The following is a 15,819-nucleotide window of genomic DNA, read 5'->3' on the forward strand; positions in this document are numbered from 1 at the left end:
CATTACTACTTAATACGCACCCATAAAATCACGCTTGCCGATTTCTACACCGTTATGGCGCAGTAGTGCGTAGCTGGTCGTGATGTGAAAGAAAAATTGCGGCAGGCCATAGCTGAGCAAATAGGTTTGACCATTGAGTTTTTTCTCTTTTGGCGTGCCCGGGCGCAGCAACACTTCAAGTTCTTCGCTGCCGTCGATTTGCTCAGCAGTAAAGCCATTCAAAATCGCCAAAGTGTTGGCAATGCGAGTTTGTAACTCAGCAAAATTTTGTTCGCTGTCTTCGTAAGTTGGCACGTCAACGCCAGCTAAACGCGCCGGAACGCTTTTGGCGAAATCACAGGCGATTTGCACTTGGCGCACCAGCGGGAACATATCGGCAGCAAGGCGCGCTTGCAGCAGTGTTTCAGCGTCGATGTTGTTGGCCGTGGCGTGCGCTTCGGCTTTGGCTAATACATCAGCCAGCGCTAAAAGCATTTGTTTGAAAACAGGGACTGAGGCGCTGTACATTGAAATTGACATGGTGTTCCTTAGGGAAGTTGGCGGATTGAATGGTGTTAGCGATGTTAAAGGATGCCTTCGTTTTAACACAGCCACGCGGAAAATTTGCGAGAAGTACTGGGTGTATCGAATTATTTTTTGATATTTTTGGCAAGAAAACGATCTAACGCTTGGCCAAAAGCTTGTTTATCAGCTTGGCTAAACGCAGCAGGCCCGCCCGATTGCAGTCCAGCGCCGCGCAGTTCTTCCATAAAATCGCGCATATTTAAGCGCTCGCGAATATTTTCTGGACTGTAAAACTCACCACGCGGATTGAGCGCCCAAGCGCTTTTTTCGATGACGCGCGCGGCGAGTGGAATATCGGCGGTAATCACCAGGTCGCCTTGCTGAACTTGCTCAACAATCCAATGATCGGCTTCATCAAAACCATGCGACACCTGAATCGCCCGAATATTCGGCGACGGTGGTGTGCGAATCAATTGATTGGCGACCATCGTCAGCGGTAGGTTCAGGCGATCCGCCGCACGAAACATCATGTCTTTGATAACAACAGGGCAGGCATCGGCATCAACCCATAAATGTAGTTTTCTTGGGGTATTGGCTTCTAGCAATTGATCCATAAATCCTCTATTGCTATACCTAGCTTATTTGTTTGTGTTGGCTTTTTCGGCCATCTTTTGGCGAATTAAAGGCAGCATCGCCAAGGCCGCTTTTTCGCCTTCTAAAATCGCAATGTTTTTCATATCAAAATCCGCAGCGCCGATTTTTCCGACTTTGGGGCGAATGACGATGTCGGCGCGGGCTAGCTCTTGCTCGCCGAGTTTTTGCCCCATGATCACCACGGCTTGGCTCATTACGCCTAGTGTACTGGTGGCGGCAACGCCGGTGGCCTTGCTGGAAATATCCACGGCAATGACAAAATTTGCGCCCAATTCGCGTGCGGCATCCACCGGGACGGGGCTGACCACGCCGCCGTCGACGAAGCTCTTATTGCCGATAATCACCGGCATAAATACGCCAGGAATACTGCTGGAGGCGCGCACTGCTTGGCCGGTATTGCCGCGACTAAATGCGACGCGATTGCCCGTTTCTAGCTCGGTCGCCACTGCGGCGAAGGGCTTGGGAAACTGCTGCATCGCTTTGTTGCCGACCAATTGGTTGACGTAATCTTGCAGTTTTTGTCCTTTCACGAGCCCGCCGCCCAGTAGGTTAACGTCGCGGATTCGGCTTTCATCCAAGCTAAACGCGTGTTCTTGCAGCGCAAAAGCGTCCATGCCGCTGGCGTACATTGCGCCGACGACGCTACCTGCGCTGGTGCCAGCAACGACGTCGATTTTGATGCCGTTGGCTTCAAGCATTTTGATCACGCCGATGTGCGCAAAGCCTTTGGCTGCACCGCCGCCGAGCGCAAGGCCGACTTTAACTTTGGCTGGGGCTTTGAAGGGGGGCGTCGGTGGTGCGGGTGGGTTGCTCGTGCAGGCAGTTAGTAGGCTGATGCCGACAATCAGGCTGCTGATTTTAAAATTCATGCTAAGCGGGGCGTTCATTGATGCTCCACGGCGAGAGCAATGGCGGTTTGGCCATCGCAACGCCACTTAATGTCGAAATGGTAAAGGCGAATCCCATAGGTGCGGTATGGGTCGCTAGCGTAGGCAGGGCGAGGGTCTTGAGCTAATACCTCGCTAATTAAATCGTATAAGTGCTGGTCGTGATTGATTTGATTTAAGGCGAGTTCACTAAACTCGACTTGCAATTGCGGTGGTTGTCCTTGCACAAAGCCGCTTTTGGCGTCGCTTTGGCTTTCAACAAAGGCGATATAAGGCTTGATGTCAATAATGGGGGTTTGATTGACTAAATCAACACCTGAAAAACGTAAGGTCACGCCATTTTTAGTGTCGATGTCGACTAATTTGACTAAAGAAAGGCCGAGCGAATTAGGTCGAAACGGGCTGCGGCTGGCAAAAACGCCGACTTTTTCATTGCCGCCCAGGCGGGGTGGTCTCACCATAGGCGACCATTGTCCGGCGACTTCGTGAAAAATGAAACTCAGCCAAACGTGCGAAAAATCTGCCAAGCCGCGCACGCAATCGGCGTGGTTATACGGCGAAAGCAGCTTGAGTGTACCGATGGCGTTGGGTGCCAAACTGGGCTGGCGCGGAATGCCAAATTTATCGGCAAACGGCGTGCTGATATAGCCAATCGGATGAATAAGATGCGGATGAGGGGTCACTAGATCAGATAAGTTGTGCGGCGAGGGCTCATCATAACGCACTCGCCGCAAGGCGGGCTGTTACAGATTGTGGGCCCAGACCAGTAAAATCACGACAGGTGCAATCACGGCGCAAATTACACGAAACGCCGGTAAAATCGCCGCTGCGTTTTGCGCGCTGAGCGTTTGATGAATGCGCGGCCAAATTGACCAGCCAACAAATAGTGCGGCTAGCAAGCCACCTGCAGGCATCATAATGTTGGAGGCGACATAGTCCATTAAATCGAATGGATTTTTGCCGAACAGTTTGTAATCGGCGAGTGGGCCAAACGAGAGCGCCGCCGGAATGCTCATTAGAAAAACGGCAGCAAAAATCAAGTAAGTGGCTTTTGGGCGCGCTACATTAAATTCATCCATTAAAAAGGCGACGATGGGTTCAAGTAGCGATACCGATGAGGTGAGTGCGGCAAAAATGAGTAGCAAGAAGAACGCCACAGCAAAGGCGGCACCTGCGGGCATTTGCGAGAAAATGGCTGGCATCGTAATAAAGGTTAAACCTGGGCCCGCCGATGGATCAATGCCAAACGCAAATACAGCGGGTAGCACCATTAAACCGGCCAAAATGCAGGCCAGTACCGCGAGGAGTGAAATCCACAGTGTCGCGCCAGGTAAGCGGGTTTCAGTATCAACATACGAGCCGTAGGCAATCATAATGCCGCAGCCGATGGACAGAGAAAACATCGCCAAACCCGTGGCTTCGATGAGCATAGGTCCATTAATTTTGGAAAAATCAGGCGTAATAAAATACATCACGCCATCGATCGCGTGCGGTAGTGTTAATACGCGAGCGATGATAATCAGCATCAAAATAAATAGCGCAGGCATAAGGATTTTGCTGCTGCGCTCAATGCCTTTTTGCACGCCGCCCATCACAATGAGCGCGGTGGCAGTTAGAAATAAAGTGGTGTAGGCAATGCTTTGCAGTGGATCGCTGATAAAGCCGTTGAACATATTGCTGAGCGCTTGGGTGTCTTGCGTGAGGATTTCACCCGTAATGGCACGCCATAAATAGGCCATGCTCCAGCCGCCGACGACGCAGTAAAACGATAAAATCAGGAAGATGCACAAGACTGACAAGCGGCCAGCCCAAGGCCAGAGGCCGCCTTTGAGTTGACGATAAGCAGTGGTGGCGGATTTCTTGGCCGCGTGACCAATGCTCATTTCTGCCAATACCATCGCAATGCCAACGGTGAGTACGCAGGCTAGATAAACCAGTAAGAAAACGCCGCCACCATTTTTACCCGCCACATAGGGGAATTTCCAGATTGCACCTAGGCCGACGGCCGAGCCGGATGCGGCAAGAATAAATCCTAATTTTGAACCCCAACTGGCGCGTGTCGACATAGCGAACCCTGATCTTTGTGATGGCGATCTATTTTCCGGATTCTCGATGCGGCCACAAGTGGCGGAATTCCTTAGTTTTAGGAATATGACTTGGTAATAGTTGGCTTTTTGTGGTGCGGGTGGCTTGAAGTGACGTGTTATTTATTTGGTCGAGCAAAACCGGCTTTGCTAATCGCGGCGTGCCACGCTGCACTATTCCATTCTTTGATGACTTCTTTGCCAATCACCAGTACGGGGGGGCGTTGCTGTAGTGTGCCGACAAGGCTAAAAAACTCAATCATTGATGCTTCTTTGGCTGGATCCGCCGTTTTGACATCGTAATTGAGTTGGCGGCTATCGAGCAGCGCAACGGCATCATCGCAAGGGCTGCCGCACTGCGGCATGATCCACAGCACGACTTGCGGTGTATTTTTGGTGGCCTCTTTGCTTGGCGCGCTGGCGGCGTTGGCATTATTGATGGTGTTAGGGCGGATGGTGCGTTCTTTCGCTGCAACGCTTGGCGGCGGTTGATCCGAGTAAAAAACATTGCCACTTGCATCCCGCCATTGGTACACCTTGGCTGCAAAGCTAGGTAATGAGAGGCTCAGTAAAAGCAAAAGTAGGCAGTGGCGCATTGTGTGTCACGTCGATGAGTGATTCGATGGCACAAGTTTAGCTTACAAGTTGCTAGTGTGCTTGCTCAATTATGCGTCGCCGCCGATTGAGTTTGCAGCAAAACCTTGGTTTGATCGATGTTTAGCGTCAGGATCCAGTCTAGGCGTTGCTGGCTACAGAGCGGCAGCATGGTTTCTGCATGCCAAATGTTTTGATCATCGCCGAGCATCTTGTAGCGATTACTCGCCATGTCCATTCCTAGCATTTGCCAGCTTAAGCTGATGTTTTTTGCTGGCCCCGTGAGCTGGATTTGCACTGGTTTGCTGGTGCTGATCGTGTGCGGACTCTTGATTTTATATTCTTGCTGATCAATTTTGAATGTGCAGCCCAAGCTTAAATCCGCACAACTGACGTTAATGATTTGCGTTGGGGTTTCGGTCATCCATTGTTTGAACCAGCCCAGTTGATAAGCGACAAAGCCAAATCCTAGGCTGAGTAAAACAATATGCCCGATGACGATTTTAATAATCCATTGTTTCATACTAGTGATCTCTAATCCCAAGCCGCACGAAGCACGGCGATGCCGTGGGCGCCATTTGATTGTGCTGTGCCTAGCGTGGCTGGGCTTTGCCCGCCGATGGCCAAAACTGGGAAGCGCCAGCCGTGGCTGACGAGCTGCTCAAAGCCGGACCAACCCAAAGGCGCTTGGTCTGGGTGACTTTGTGTTGCGTTGACATGGCCTAAAAATGCAAAGTCGAGCCCTAGGCGCTCTAGCTGCTGCAAATCAGCCAGGTTGTGGGTCGAGGCGCTGACCCAATCCATATCGCAAGGGCGCTCGGTGACTTGGGTGAGCTGGCGAGCGGTGAGGTGAATGCTATTTATTTTGAGCTGGCGGGCGAGTTCAATATCCTGATGCAGGATAATCTTGCCGCCGAGCGGGCGAGGAATTTGCTGCACTGCTTGGGCAAGTGCCGCATATTCTGCTCGCGACATCTGTGGTTCGCGCAGTAGTAGCCAGCTGGGGTCTTGCGCCCATTTTTCGTGAAGTTTTGTTAAGAATTGTTCAATGCCTAATTCTGCAACATTAGAAATGTTAATCTGAGTGGGAAGCGCTAGGCTACGTAAAATTGGACCGTTCGCAGGCAAAATCGGCGATACATTGAGTTGCCCGACCGATTGCCACGCCAGTTGCTGGCCTTCATGCCCATGCAAAGTGCCGCTCCACTCAGTCACTTTGAAAAAACGCAGTTCGACATTGGCGTGTGGATAATCAAAACGTTGTGTGAGCCATGGTGTGGCGCAATTGACGGTGATGCCCATTTCTTCATTGAGTTCGCGGCACAGCGCTTGATGCGCGCTTTCGCCTTGCTCAAGTTTGCCACCGGGGAATTCCCAGTAGCCAGCATAAGGCTTGCCAGCAGGGCGGCTACCCAATAAAAACTGGCCTTCGGAATTGATCAGTACGCCAGCAGCAACTCGGGTGATTTTTTTGGAATTGGTATTCATTCGTGTTTAGCTTTAAATTTGCAAGTTTTACAATTTTGCACCATTATTTTAGTGGTGTATTGTAAGTTTTACTTTGGGGGCCAAGTGCAAAAAGAAATTATCGAAATCCAGCTGGCGGGTGACGAGCGAACGTTGGCTCAGTTGTGCTCGCTCGCTTGTGCGCCCGAAACCTTATGCACCATCATCGCGATTTCTCCGCAAAAAGTAGTTGGCCCCTTGTATTGGGGCGCGATGTTGAATGTATTGATTGTACAGGATCAAGCGTGGTACTTGCTGCGAGAAGCCAATCGCAGTTTGTTGAGCGAGTTTTTACGCGCAGTCAGTGAGCAAACCCGCGTATTTTATATTGCAGATAAAATCCATTTTGTTAAAAGCATGCCACTTGAAGCTGCTGCCGAATATTTGATTAATGTTCAGCCTTGCCTGCTAACGGCGCACAATCTGGAGCGCTTAAAGTTGATTGCAATGCCCAGTAACGGTGAAGTAATTCGTTTGGCCGAGCCCATTAACGTGGCCTAGTTTTGCAGTGTTTTAGCGCGATTAATAAAAAACCCGCAAAGGCCAAGCCGTTGCGGGTTTTTTTTGCAGGGTTCAATTAGCTACGATAATCCGCGTTGATTTTCACGTAGTCGTAGGAGAAATCGCAAGTCCATACCGTGGCTTTTTGTTCGCCACGGTTGAGCTTAATATTGATGCTGATTTCAGCTTGATTCATCACCGCTTGGCCTTGGCTTTCTTGGTAATCCGGATTGCGGCCACCGTTAATGGCGACTAGCACGTCATCCAAACGAACTTCGATATTGTCGACATTCAAATCGCTAATGCCAGCGTAACCAATGGCCGCCAAGATGCGCCCCAGATTAGGATCAGAGGCAAAAAACGCCGTTTTCACCAGCGGTGAGCGGCCAATCGCGTAACCAACCGCTTTGCATTCGTCATATGTAGCGCCGCCTTCGACATTAATCGTGATGAATTTGGTTGCGCCTTCGCCGTCGCGAACAATCGCTTGCGCGAGGAAATGCGACACATCTTCAAACGCCGCTTTGAGTAAGGCGTAATCTTCGCTATTGGCGACGGTGATTTCCGCATTGCCCGCCAGTCCCGTTGCAATCGCGACATAGCTATCGTTGGTACTGGTGTCGCCATCGACGGTAATGCTATTGAATGACACGTCGGTGACATTTTTTAGCATGCCTTGTAGCAAGCTTTGACTGATCGCCGCATCGGTCGCGACAAAGCCCAGCATGGTCGCCATATTCGGGTGAATCATCCCCGAACCTTTGGCAATGCCCGTTACCGTTACGGTTTTGCCGCCGATGGTGATTTGCTTGCTGGTCGCTTTAGGCGCGATGTCGGTGGTCATAATCGCATTGGCGGCGGCAGCCCAATTGTTCGGCGAAAAATCAGCTTGCGCAGCGGGGATTGCGGCAATGATTTTTTCAAATGGCAGCGGTTCTAAAATCACGCCCGTTGAAAACGGCAATACTTGTTGGCTTGAAATACCCAATTGCTCAGCGGTCGCGGCGCAAATTTTCTCGGCACGCGCTAAACCATCCAAACCTGTTCCGGCATTGGCATTGCCAGTATTAATCACTAGCGCACGGATTTCTTGGTCTGCAGCTAGATACTCTTGGCAAAGTCTAACCGGCGCAGCGCAAAATCGATTTAAAGTAAATACCCCTGCCACGCGTGCGCCGGCTGAAATTTTAAAAATCGTTGTGTCTTTGCGACCCACGGTTTTAACGCCAGCAGAAGCGATACCGATTTCAATGCCCGCAACGGGAAAGAGCAAGGCGGGATCAAGAGGGGCGAGATTAACGGGCATAAAAACTCCAAGTGGCGGGTCAGTGGATTTATAAAGGATGCGGCAATTGTAGCGTGTCAGCACACGTCAGTGAAAGCGTGCTTCTGTGACAAACGGCTATGGAGTCCACGAAAAACACGAAAGGAATGAAAAATCCCCGAGTAGGTCTGGAAAACGCAGTTCCCAGTATTTATTAATCTGGAGGCGATTTTGCTTTCTTTCGTGTTTTTCGTGCCTTTCGTGGACTACAGGTTTTAATGTTTGAATTACATATCCCAATACGGCGGGTCGATTTCATCGTCGATGCGGATATGGCCGGTCGATTCATTACTCCATAGCGGTGGCTCGTGCATGATTTCGACTTGCTCTCTGAGTTCGGCGATGCGGTCTTGCCAATACGTCGACGTGTTAAACCACGGAAACGCCGCCGGAAAGGCTGGGTCTGACCAGCGCCGTGCCAGCCATGCGCTGTAATGCATCAGCCGCAAGGTGCGCAGCGCTTCGATTAGATGCAATTCTTTGCGATCAAACTCGCAAAAATCTTCATAGCCCGCGAGGATGTCGGCGAGTTGATTTTGCTGCTCGCTTCGATCTCCCGACAGTAGCATCCACAAATCTTGAATCGCAGGGCCTGTTCTGGCGTCGTCAAAATCGACAAAGTGCGGCCCGTCATCGGTCCATAAAATATTACTTGGGTGGCAGTCGCCATGTAGACGTATTGCCTTGACCGCACCAGCTCTATTGTAGCAGCTGGCAATACCCTCTAAGGCTTGCTCGGCGACTTGCTGGTAGCTCGCGGCTAAATCCAGTGGAATGATGTTGTTGGTCAATAAAAAATCGAGAGAATCTTGGCCGAAGGTTTGTAGATTCAAATGCGCTCTATGCTTAAATTCACTGAGTTGCCCAACGGCATGAATCCGGCCTAAAAACCGACCTATCCATTCGCGCGTTTGCGCTTGATCAAGTTCCGGCGCTCGGCCACCTTTACGCGGGAAAACGGTAAAGCGAAAGCCGCTCTGTTCATGCAGCGTTTTACCATTGATCGTTAGCGGCGCGACAACCGGAATTTCACGCTCGGCTAAATCTTGCGTAAACGCATGCTCTTCTAAAATCGCCGCGTTCGACCAACGTTCGGGGCGATAAAATTTGGCAATCATCGGCGCGCCGTCATCGATACCAATTTGATACACGCGATTTTCGTAACTATTGAGGGCGAGTAAATGGCCGGAGCAAGGCAGGCCAAGCGATTCGAGCGCGTCCAAAATCAGATCGGGCGTCAGGGCGGAGTAGGGTGCAGGTGTCATTGCGGCATTTTACGCCGTTTTTATGGGGATCTCGGATTTGGATTTTTTAATTGCGGATTGTTTGAATTGTCGCGGCGAGATTCGTTTATGATTCCAGAATCAATGATTACCAGATAAAGGGCGCTGATGTCATGGCGTTTTTGGCAGCATAAAGAATTTTTAGCTGAGCCGTCGTTACTGGCTGGGAGCGAGACGTCGTTTTCGACGATTTTTCCGCAAGCCGCTAGCTCAAGCGCGGCGCGCTATCAGGCGCGAGTCGCGGAAGATCAGCGTGGCCGTATGCAAGCGCTGGCGATGTTGCAATGCGTATTGGCTTTGCTCATGCCCAGTGTGTTGCATTTTAGTGGTGTGAACTCGCTGTGGGTTCTGTGGTGTCCGCTGATTTTGGCAGTGATTTTCGCTGTATGTGCATGGCAGCTGGTGAATATTCAGCCGCGTTTTATGTTGACGATGGTGGGTTTGAATGTCGGTGCTGTGCCGATTATTTTGTTCGTGTGGCTGGGTTTGGCCAATTATTCGCCAGTTGGCCTGATTGTTCCCTTTGTCTTGCAACTGATGGTGTTGTTGTTACTGCCACTTAAGCCGCGAGAATTGGCTTTGGCAATCTGGTTTTGTATTTCTCTTGCGGTACTCAGTATTTTGTTTTCAGTGCATCCCGTGCTTGATCAAGTTGCAGCGATTTTTGCGTTGACGATTGCAGGCATTTTATTGGCCTTGGTCGCGCAGCGACTGCAAAATCAGCAGTTTCGTCTGGGGGCGATTCGCCAGCATGTACGGAAAAATTCTGAAAAAATGGCGCTGCGCGCAGAGAAAATGCGTCGTTTGGCTTTGGCTGATGGTTTAACCGGATTGGCGAATCGCTTAAATTTAATGAATAAATTGCAGCGCCTGTTGGCTAATCCTGCACGGGCGCATCATTCGGTGGTGTATTTAATTGATTTGGATTTCTTTAAAACGGTAAACGATCAATACGGCCATGCGGCGGGCGATGCGGTGCTGATTGAATGCGGGCAACGTTTTAAATCGGTGGTGCGGCGTGGCGATTTGGTATGCCGTTTGGGCGGGGACGAATTTGTCATCGTCGTGCATGAGTTGGCTGGCGTGGAGCAAGCACAGAATGTCGCAAAGAAAATTCTGCAAAAATTAGCTGAGCCGCTGCTATTTCAAGGTCAACGCATGCCTTTGGGCGGCAGTATCGGTGTGGCGCAATGGCATGTGGGCGTAACCACCGCCGATGCGTGGTTGAGTGATGCTGATGATGCGATGTATCAAGCTAAATCGGCGGGGCGAAATCAATTTCATGTATCGAGTGCTTAGGTATGAGCCTAGAGGCTAATGTGTCGAATTCTTTGAGTGATATACCATTGCTAGATATACGCAATGTGTCGATTCAGTTTGGCTCGCAAGCTGTCGTGCGCGATGTTTCTTTGACATTGCAAGCGGGTGAAAAGCTGGCTTTGGTGGGGGAATCAGGCTCGGGCAAAAGCGTATTGGCGCGCAGTATTTTGCGGCTCGATCATACTGTGCAGATCCAAGGGCAAATTAACTTAGCAGGGCAAGATTTATTGCAACTGCCTTTGCCGGCGCTACGTGCGATACGTGGCCGCAAGATTGCAATGATTTTTCAAGAGCCAATGACGGCGCTTAATCCTTTGCAAACGGTGGGCCAGCAAATTGCGGAAGTCTTAATTCTGCATCTAGGGTATAGCGCAGCAGTGGCGAAGGGTAAGGCGTGTGAGCTATTACTCAGTACGGGTATTCATGATGCGACTGAGAAGATACAAGCTTTTCCTCATCAATTGTCCGGCGGTCAGCGCCAACGTGTGATGATCGCAATGGCTTTGGCGGGTGAGCCGGAAATTTTGATTGCTGATGAACCCACCACGGCGCTCGATGTAACGATACAAGCGCAGATTTTGGATTTGCTCAGTGAGTTGCAAGCCAAGTACGGTATGGCGCTACTGTTTATTTCGCATGATTTAAATTTGGTGCGCCGTTTTGCCGATCGCGTTGCGGTGATGCAGCGTGGTGAAATCGTTGAAGTCGCACCGACTGCGCAGTTATTTTCCTCGCCACAGCACGCCTACACGCAAAGCTTATTGTCGGCGCGACCACGGCGGATCGCCGCGCCATTGGATGCGGCAGCGGCGGTGGCCTTGCAAGTGAAGCAATTAACGCACGCTTATCCCAAAGCCAAAAGCTGGTTTCGCTCTAGCCTACAAACGGCATTGGCACCGATAGATTTTACTTTGAGTGCCGGTGAAACGTTGGCCGTAGTGGGCGAATCGGGCAGTGGCAAAACCACGCTGGCGCTGGCTTTACTGAGATTGCTGGCGGCAGGGCGTAGCGGCGGTAGTGTGTTCCTAAACAATCATGTCTCCAATCAAGCTTTTGATTCGCTGCGCGGTGCGGCTTTGCGCCAAGCGCGGCGGCAGATTCAAATCGTATTTCAAGATCCGTTTGCCGCTTTATCGCCTCGGCAAACTATCTTGGATATTGTTAGCGAAGGTTTGTTGGTGCATCAGCCCAAAATGCCGAAAGCGGAGCAGCGCGAGCGCGTGATTGCGGTGCTGGGTGAGGTGGGCTTGAGTGCGGATGTTTTGCTGCGTTATCCGCATGAATTTTCTGGGGGGCAGCGCCAGCGCATCGCGATTGCGCGCGTGCTGATTATGCAGCCGAAAATCATTATTCTGGACGAACCTACATCAGCGCTAGATGCCACTGTGCAGCAGCAAGTGTTGCAATTATTGGCGCAATTGCAGGCCAAATTTGGCATTAGCTATATTTTAATTAGCCACGATCTAGCTGTGGTGCGGGCTTTGGCGCATCGCGTCATGGTGTTGCAGCACGGTGAAATGCTAGAGACAGGGCCAGTTGAGCAGGTGTTAAACGAGCCGCAGCATCCTTATACGCAGCAATTGTTAGCGGCGAGTGTTTGAGTCAATTTTTCTGTGTCTTTAAGTGGTCTGCGTTTGTATTAATTATGAAATTTTCGCGCATACGCCGTTCGCAAAGGAACTTTTGAAAGCTAAAGCGAGATTGAGTGCTTGGTTTTTATGAAGGATGCACTCACGATATAAGCGATGCCGGCGAAATTATTTCATTTTTAAAACATCGGTTTATTGAATTTGATGCCCGATGATCCCTGCTTTTTGCTAGCTTTAGCTTGACCTTTAGCCCAGTGGTCTATACTATTCGGGCTCTGTTCGGGGCGTAGCGCAGCCCGGTAGCGCACCTGGTTTGGGACCAGGTGGTCGTGAGTTCGAATCCCACCGCCCCGACCAGACTTCTTGCTTTGCCTCATCTCAGTTTCACCTCTGCATTACCAATCTAAATCGCAGTTTTCGTAGTAAATCCCTTAGAATGCTTGTAGTGCAATGGATTGATTTAAGCTCAGCTTAATCGATTTGCTATGCTTGTTCGCCGCTGATACTGATTCCGCCGAGCGATAGGCTTGCTTTCTATACTTATTGGATTTGCTATGACTAAAACGCCGTTTTCCGCTTTAAATTTACCCATTGAGATGCTCGATAATTTGGCCTCCTTGGGTTTTGAGGCGATGACGCCGATTCAAGCGGCCAGCCTGCCGATTGTGCTCGAAGGCGGCGATATTATTGCCAAAGCCAAAACCGGTAGCGGCAAAACCGCAGCGTTTGGTATTCCGCTCCTGCAAAAACTCAATATTAATCTGCACCGCGTACAAGCGCTGGTGCTGTGCCCAACGCGCGAACTGGCTGATCAGGTCAGTAAAGATTTGCGCCGTTTGGGTCGCCATTTACCCAATTTAAAAATTCTGACTTTGTGCGGCGGCACGCCCTTAACCCCGCAAGCGGCATCGCTTGCGCATGGCGCGCATGTCGTCGTCGGTACGCCGGGGCGAATTCAGGATCATTTGCATAAAAATACGCTGATCGTGAAGCAAGTCAGCACTTTGGTGCTGGACGAAGCCGACCGAATGCTGGATATGGGTTTTGGCGGCGAAGTGCAAGACGTCATCGATTTCTTGCCAAAATGGCGTCAAACGCTGCTCTTTTCGGCGACTTACCCAGAAGGCATCCGTAAATTATCCGCATCAATTCAGCGCTCGCCAACTGAAGTCACTGTTGAATCTTTGCACGATCAAGTCTTCATCGAGCAACAGCTCTATCTCGTTGCTGATAACGGCGCGAAACCTGATTTGCTCAAACGTCTGTTTGCGCATCATCAACCGGCATCGAGCGTCGTGTTTTGTAATACGCGGCAAGATTGCATGGATTTGGCGAGCAGCTTGCAGGACGACGGTTTTGATGCGATTGAATTGCACGGTGAACTCGAGCAGCGTGATCGCGATTTAACCTTGGTGAAATTTGCAAATGGCAGTTGCCCGATTTTGGTCGCCACCGATATGGCCGCGCGCGGCTTGGATATTAAAGATTTGGCCGCGGTGGTGAATTACGAATTGCCTTATGATCCAGAAATTTACGTACATCGCATTGGCCGTACTGGCCGTGCGGGTAAAAAAGGTCTGGCGTTTAGTCTGGTGTCGCCATCGCAAGTGAAGCGCCAACGTGCGATTGAAGAATATTTAGAATTACCGATTCCAGAAGGCAAAGAGTCTGAGCTCAAAGTGAACGGCGCATACGCGCTGCCGGCCAAAATGGCGACTTTGTGCTTTGATGCCGGCCGCAAACAAAAGGTGCGTCCAGGCGATATCGTTGGCGCGTTGACGGGGGACGGTGCGATTCCGAATGAAGCGATTGGTAAAATTGATTTGTTTGAATTTAGAACCTACGTCGCCGTGGAACTGCAATACGCCGCGCAAGTATTAAAGCGTTTAGGCAACGACAAAGGCAAGCTCAAAGGCAAGCCCGTTAAAGTACAAAAAGTCGATTAATCTACGGCAAAAGCTTTGGGATCACGAAAGGCACGAACAAGGCCGAAAAGCACGAACAATGGTAAAAAATAAGTTGGTGTAGCCGCCTGAAGTGCGTTGCGGTATTGAATTCAACTCATTTTGATTTGGTTTTTTTCGTGCCTTTCGTGGACTAAGCCTTTGTTGTGGATGTATATGACGCTAGATCTTTATGGTAAATGCCTGTAGTCATATACCTATCTAGATTGTGATTTGGTGTTGAGGATAAGCAATGTCAAGCAACTCGCCACTCCGTCCTTACGATTTAAAGCTACAGCGCTTGCAATTTCACAAGCGCCGCGCCACCGCCTTGCTGGTTGCCGCCTTGCTACTGATGCTGGTTGCCGAATATTTTCGCAGCACAAATCCAGCGTGGGGCTATGTCGCCGCATTTGCCGAGGCGGCGCTGGTCGGTGGTTTGGCCGACTGGTTTGCTGTCACCGCGCTATTTCGCCATCCGCTCAATCTACCGATCCCGCACACTGCCATTATCCCGAAAAACAAAGCTCGCATCGCCGATAGCCTCGGTGAGTTTATTGAAACTCACTTCTTGTCCAGCGAGCGGATTATGGCCAAAGTGAGCGAATTTAATCCGGCACGGCGCTTGGCGGCATGGTTGCAAGACGCGCTCAACGCTAAAGCGACTGCCGATCAAGTCGCCAAACTAATGCAATTCGTGCTGCAAAGCCTGAGCGAACCAGCGATGGCGCATCGTTTGCGTGAGTTGTTGCGCTTCCAGCTGAGTCAAATTGATCTGGTCAAACCAGCGGGTGAGATTTTGGCGGTGATTCGGCAAAGTGGTCAGCATCAGGCTTTGCTCGATGCGGTGTTGGCGCATTTGGATAGTGAATTGCAAAAACCGGCGCTGCAGCAGCACATCGCCAGCATTATTGCCGCCGAGTTTGATTATCTGCGCTGGGTGTCGCTGGATGAAGCCGGTGGGCGCTATATGGCGAAGAAATTGGTTCACGCAGCAGGGCGCGAAGTGCAGCAAATGCGCGAAAGTGCCGATCATCCGCTGCGCGCGCATTTTGACGTGGCTTTGGCCGATTTGCAGCAGCGCTTGCTCAATGATCCGGCCTTGCAACAGCAGCTCAAAACCACACAGCAGCATTTGCTGGCGCAACCGAGTTTACTCAATGCACTCGATAGCATGTGGGCGCGGATTGTGACAGGTTTGGCCGAAGATTTAATCGCGCCAGATTCAGTATTGCGGCAAAAACTCGCGCAAAGCTTGCAGCATTTAGGGCAACGCTTGGCGCTGGATAGTGTGCTTGCCGATTGGCTCAACCGCCATGCCCGCGTCGCGGCGGGGCTATTGGTCAAAAAATATCGCCGCCAAATCGGCCAATTTATCGCCGAACAACTGAAAGCGTGGGACGATGAAGTGATGGTCGAGCGGCTGGAAGTGAATGTCGGCGTTGACCTGCAATTTGTACGGTTGAATGGCACGCTAGTGGGTGGCTTGATTGGTGTTGTTTTGTATGGATTTCATCAGTTATTGGCTTAAGTTTATAGTGCCAAATAGCTGGGATTAATTCACGCCAGCAGATTGTTATCTTGTTAAGTGTCTCCATTTAAATAAAGTCTGGCTGCGTTGAGCAAGAGT

General features: G+C 50.6%; 15 protein-coding genes and 1 tRNA gene. 6 read left to right on the forward strand and 10 right to left on the reverse strand.

Annotation, left to right across the window (positions count from 1 at the left end; genetic code table 11):
* Positions 1–9: 9 nt before the first annotated feature.
* The 8 genes from Q320_RS0105100 to Q320_RS0105140 form a co-directional block, all read right to left on the reverse strand.
* Entirely contained in the window at positions 10–519 is a 510-nt protein-coding gene (locus tag Q320_RS0105100; RefSeq protein WP_027468118.1) for a DUF1993 domain-containing protein, read from the reverse strand.
* Between the two features lie 110 nt (positions 520–629).
* A complete protein-coding gene (locus Q320_RS0105110; protein ID WP_051534479.1) occupies positions 630–1,118 on the reverse strand; it encodes a YaiI/YqxD family protein in 489 nt (162 codons plus the stop codon).
* 24 nt (positions 1,119–1,142) lie between these two features.
* Positions 1,143–2,045, reverse strand: a complete 903-nt coding sequence (locus tag Q320_RS18515) for a patatin-like phospholipase family protein (protein ID WP_035852338.1) — start codon at positions 2,043–2,045, stop codon at positions 1,143–1,145.
* Complete coding sequence (tsaA, locus tag Q320_RS0105120; RefSeq protein ID WP_027468120.1) at positions 2,042–2,728, reverse strand: tRNA (N6-threonylcarbamoyladenosine(37)-N6)-methyltransferase TrmO; 687 nt, start codon at positions 2,726–2,728, stop codon at positions 2,042–2,044. Before tsaA ends, Q320_RS18515 begins: the two co-directional genes overlap by 4 nt.
* A gap of 60 nt (positions 2,729–2,788) precedes the next feature.
* Entirely contained in the window at positions 2,789–4,111 is a 1,323-nt protein-coding gene (locus Q320_RS0105125) for a sodium-dependent transporter (protein WP_027468121.1), read from the reverse strand.
* Positions 4,112–4,248: 137 nt separating this feature from the next.
* Positions 4,249–4,725: a DUF4124 domain-containing protein gene (locus Q320_RS0105130; RefSeq protein ID WP_027468122.1), complete on the reverse strand. Its 477-nt coding sequence runs from the start codon at positions 4,723–4,725 to the stop codon at positions 4,249–4,251.
* Positions 4,726–4,790: 65 nt separating this feature from the next.
* On the reverse strand, positions 4,791–5,246 hold the full coding sequence (locus Q320_RS20605; RefSeq protein ID WP_051534480.1) for a hypothetical protein: 456 nt from the start codon (positions 5,244–5,246) through the stop codon (positions 4,791–4,793).
* An 11-nt stretch (positions 5,247–5,257) separates the two neighbouring features.
* Entirely contained in the window at positions 5,258–6,211 is a 954-nt protein-coding gene (locus Q320_RS0105140; RefSeq protein ID WP_027468123.1) for a Nudix family hydrolase, read from the reverse strand.
* Between the two features lie 84 nt (positions 6,212–6,295).
* On the opposite strand from Q320_RS0105140, the gene Q320_RS0105145 reads away from it, so the two are divergent.
* Positions 6,296–6,730 carry a hypothetical protein gene (locus Q320_RS0105145; protein ID WP_156938983.1) on the forward strand — a complete coding sequence of 145 codons (435 nt, stop codon included), beginning with the start codon at positions 6,296–6,298 and terminating at the stop codon, positions 6,728–6,730.
* A 76-nt stretch (positions 6,731–6,806) separates the two neighbouring features.
* Here Q320_RS0105145 and argJ read toward each other — a convergent pair whose 3' ends face one another.
* Positions 6,807–8,036 carry a bifunctional glutamate N-acetyltransferase/amino-acid acetyltransferase ArgJ gene (gene argJ, locus Q320_RS0105150; RefSeq protein ID WP_027468125.1) on the reverse strand — a complete coding sequence of 410 codons (1,230 nt, stop codon included), beginning with the start codon at positions 8,034–8,036 and terminating at the stop codon, positions 6,807–6,809.
* Between the two features lie 245 nt (positions 8,037–8,281).
* Positions 8,282–9,319 carry a serine/threonine protein kinase gene (locus tag Q320_RS18525; RefSeq protein WP_051534481.1) on the reverse strand — a complete coding sequence of 346 codons (1,038 nt, stop codon included), beginning with the start codon at positions 9,317–9,319 and terminating at the stop codon, positions 8,282–8,284.
* 126 nt (positions 9,320–9,445) lie between these two features.
* Here Q320_RS18525 and Q320_RS20610 point away from each other — a divergent pair, with 126 nt between their 5' ends.
* The 5 genes from Q320_RS20610 (at position 9,446) to Q320_RS0105180 (ending at position 15,720) form a co-directional block, all read left to right on the forward strand.
* The gene (locus Q320_RS20610) at positions 9,446–10,636 is read left to right on the forward strand and encodes a GGDEF domain-containing protein (RefSeq protein WP_027468126.1); all 1,191 of its coding nucleotides are present in this window, start codon (positions 9,446–9,448) and stop codon (positions 10,634–10,636) included.
* Positions 10,637–10,638: 2 nt separating this feature from the next.
* Positions 10,639–12,258: an ABC transporter ATP-binding protein gene (locus Q320_RS0105165; RefSeq protein ID WP_051534482.1), complete on the forward strand. Its 1,620-nt coding sequence runs from the start codon at positions 10,639–10,641 to the stop codon at positions 12,256–12,258.
* Positions 12,259–12,526: 268 nt separating this feature from the next.
* Positions 12,527–12,603 (forward strand) — tRNA-Pro (locus tag Q320_RS0105170).
* A 197-nt stretch (positions 12,604–12,800) separates the two neighbouring features.
* A complete protein-coding gene (gene dbpA, locus Q320_RS0105175; protein ID WP_027468128.1) occupies positions 12,801–14,192 on the forward strand; it encodes an ATP-dependent RNA helicase DbpA in 1,392 nt (463 codons plus the stop codon).
* Positions 14,193–14,442: 250 nt separating this feature from the next.
* Positions 14,443–15,720, forward strand: a complete 1,278-nt coding sequence (locus tag Q320_RS0105180) for a DUF445 domain-containing protein (protein ID WP_027468129.1) — start codon at positions 14,443–14,445, stop codon at positions 15,718–15,720.
* The last annotated feature ends 99 nt before the right edge of the window (positions 15,721–15,819 follow it).

The organism is Deefgea rivuli DSM 18356 (genome assembly GCF_000620145.1).
In the GTDB taxonomy this organism is placed as follows: domain Bacteria; phylum Pseudomonadota; class Gammaproteobacteria; order Burkholderiales; family Chitinibacteraceae; genus Deefgea; species Deefgea rivuli.

Excerpts from the sequence above, each read along its gene's own strand:
- Q320_RS0105100 (WP_027468118.1), bottom strand. The coding sequence starts at position 519 with ATGTCAATTTCAATGTACAGCGCCTCAGTCCCTGTTTTCAAACAAATG.
- Q320_RS0105110 (WP_051534479.1), bottom strand. The coding sequence starts at position 1,118 with ATGGATCAATTGCTAGAAGCCAATACCCCAAGAAAACTACATTTATGG.
- Q320_RS18515 (WP_035852338.1), bottom strand. The coding sequence starts at position 2,045 with ATGAACGCCCCGCTTAGCATGAATTTTAAAATCAGCAGCCTGATTGTC.
- Q320_RS0105125 (WP_027468121.1), bottom strand. The coding sequence starts at position 4,111 with ATGTCGACACGCGCCAGTTGGGGTTCAAAATTAGGATTTATTCTTGCC.
- Q320_RS0105130 (WP_027468122.1), bottom strand. The coding sequence starts at position 4,725 with ATGCGCCACTGCCTACTTTTGCTTTTACTGAGCCTCTCATTACCTAGC.
- Q320_RS20605 (WP_051534480.1), bottom strand. The coding sequence starts at position 5,246 with ATGAAACAATGGATTATTAAAATCGTCATCGGGCATATTGTTTTACTC.
- Q320_RS0105140 (WP_027468123.1), bottom strand. The coding sequence starts at position 6,211 with ATGAATACCAATTCCAAAAAAATCACCCGAGTTGCTGCTGGCGTACTG.
- argJ (WP_027468125.1), bottom strand. The coding sequence starts at position 8,036 with ATGCCCGTTAATCTCGCCCCTCTTGATCCCGCCTTGCTCTTTCCCGTT.
- Q320_RS18525 (WP_051534481.1), bottom strand. The coding sequence starts at position 9,319 with ATGACACCTGCACCCTACTCCGCCCTGACGCCCGATCTGATTTTGGAC.
- Q320_RS20610 (WP_027468126.1), top strand. The coding sequence starts at position 9,446 with ATGTCATGGCGTTTTTGGCAGCATAAAGAATTTTTAGCTGAGCCGTCG.
- Q320_RS0105165 (WP_051534482.1), top strand. The coding sequence starts at position 10,639 with ATGAGCCTAGAGGCTAATGTGTCGAATTCTTTGAGTGATATACCATTG.
- dbpA (WP_027468128.1), top strand. The coding sequence starts at position 12,801 with ATGACTAAAACGCCGTTTTCCGCTTTAAATTTACCCATTGAGATGCTC.
- Q320_RS0105180 (WP_027468129.1), top strand. The coding sequence starts at position 14,443 with ATGTCAAGCAACTCGCCACTCCGTCCTTACGATTTAAAGCTACAGCGC.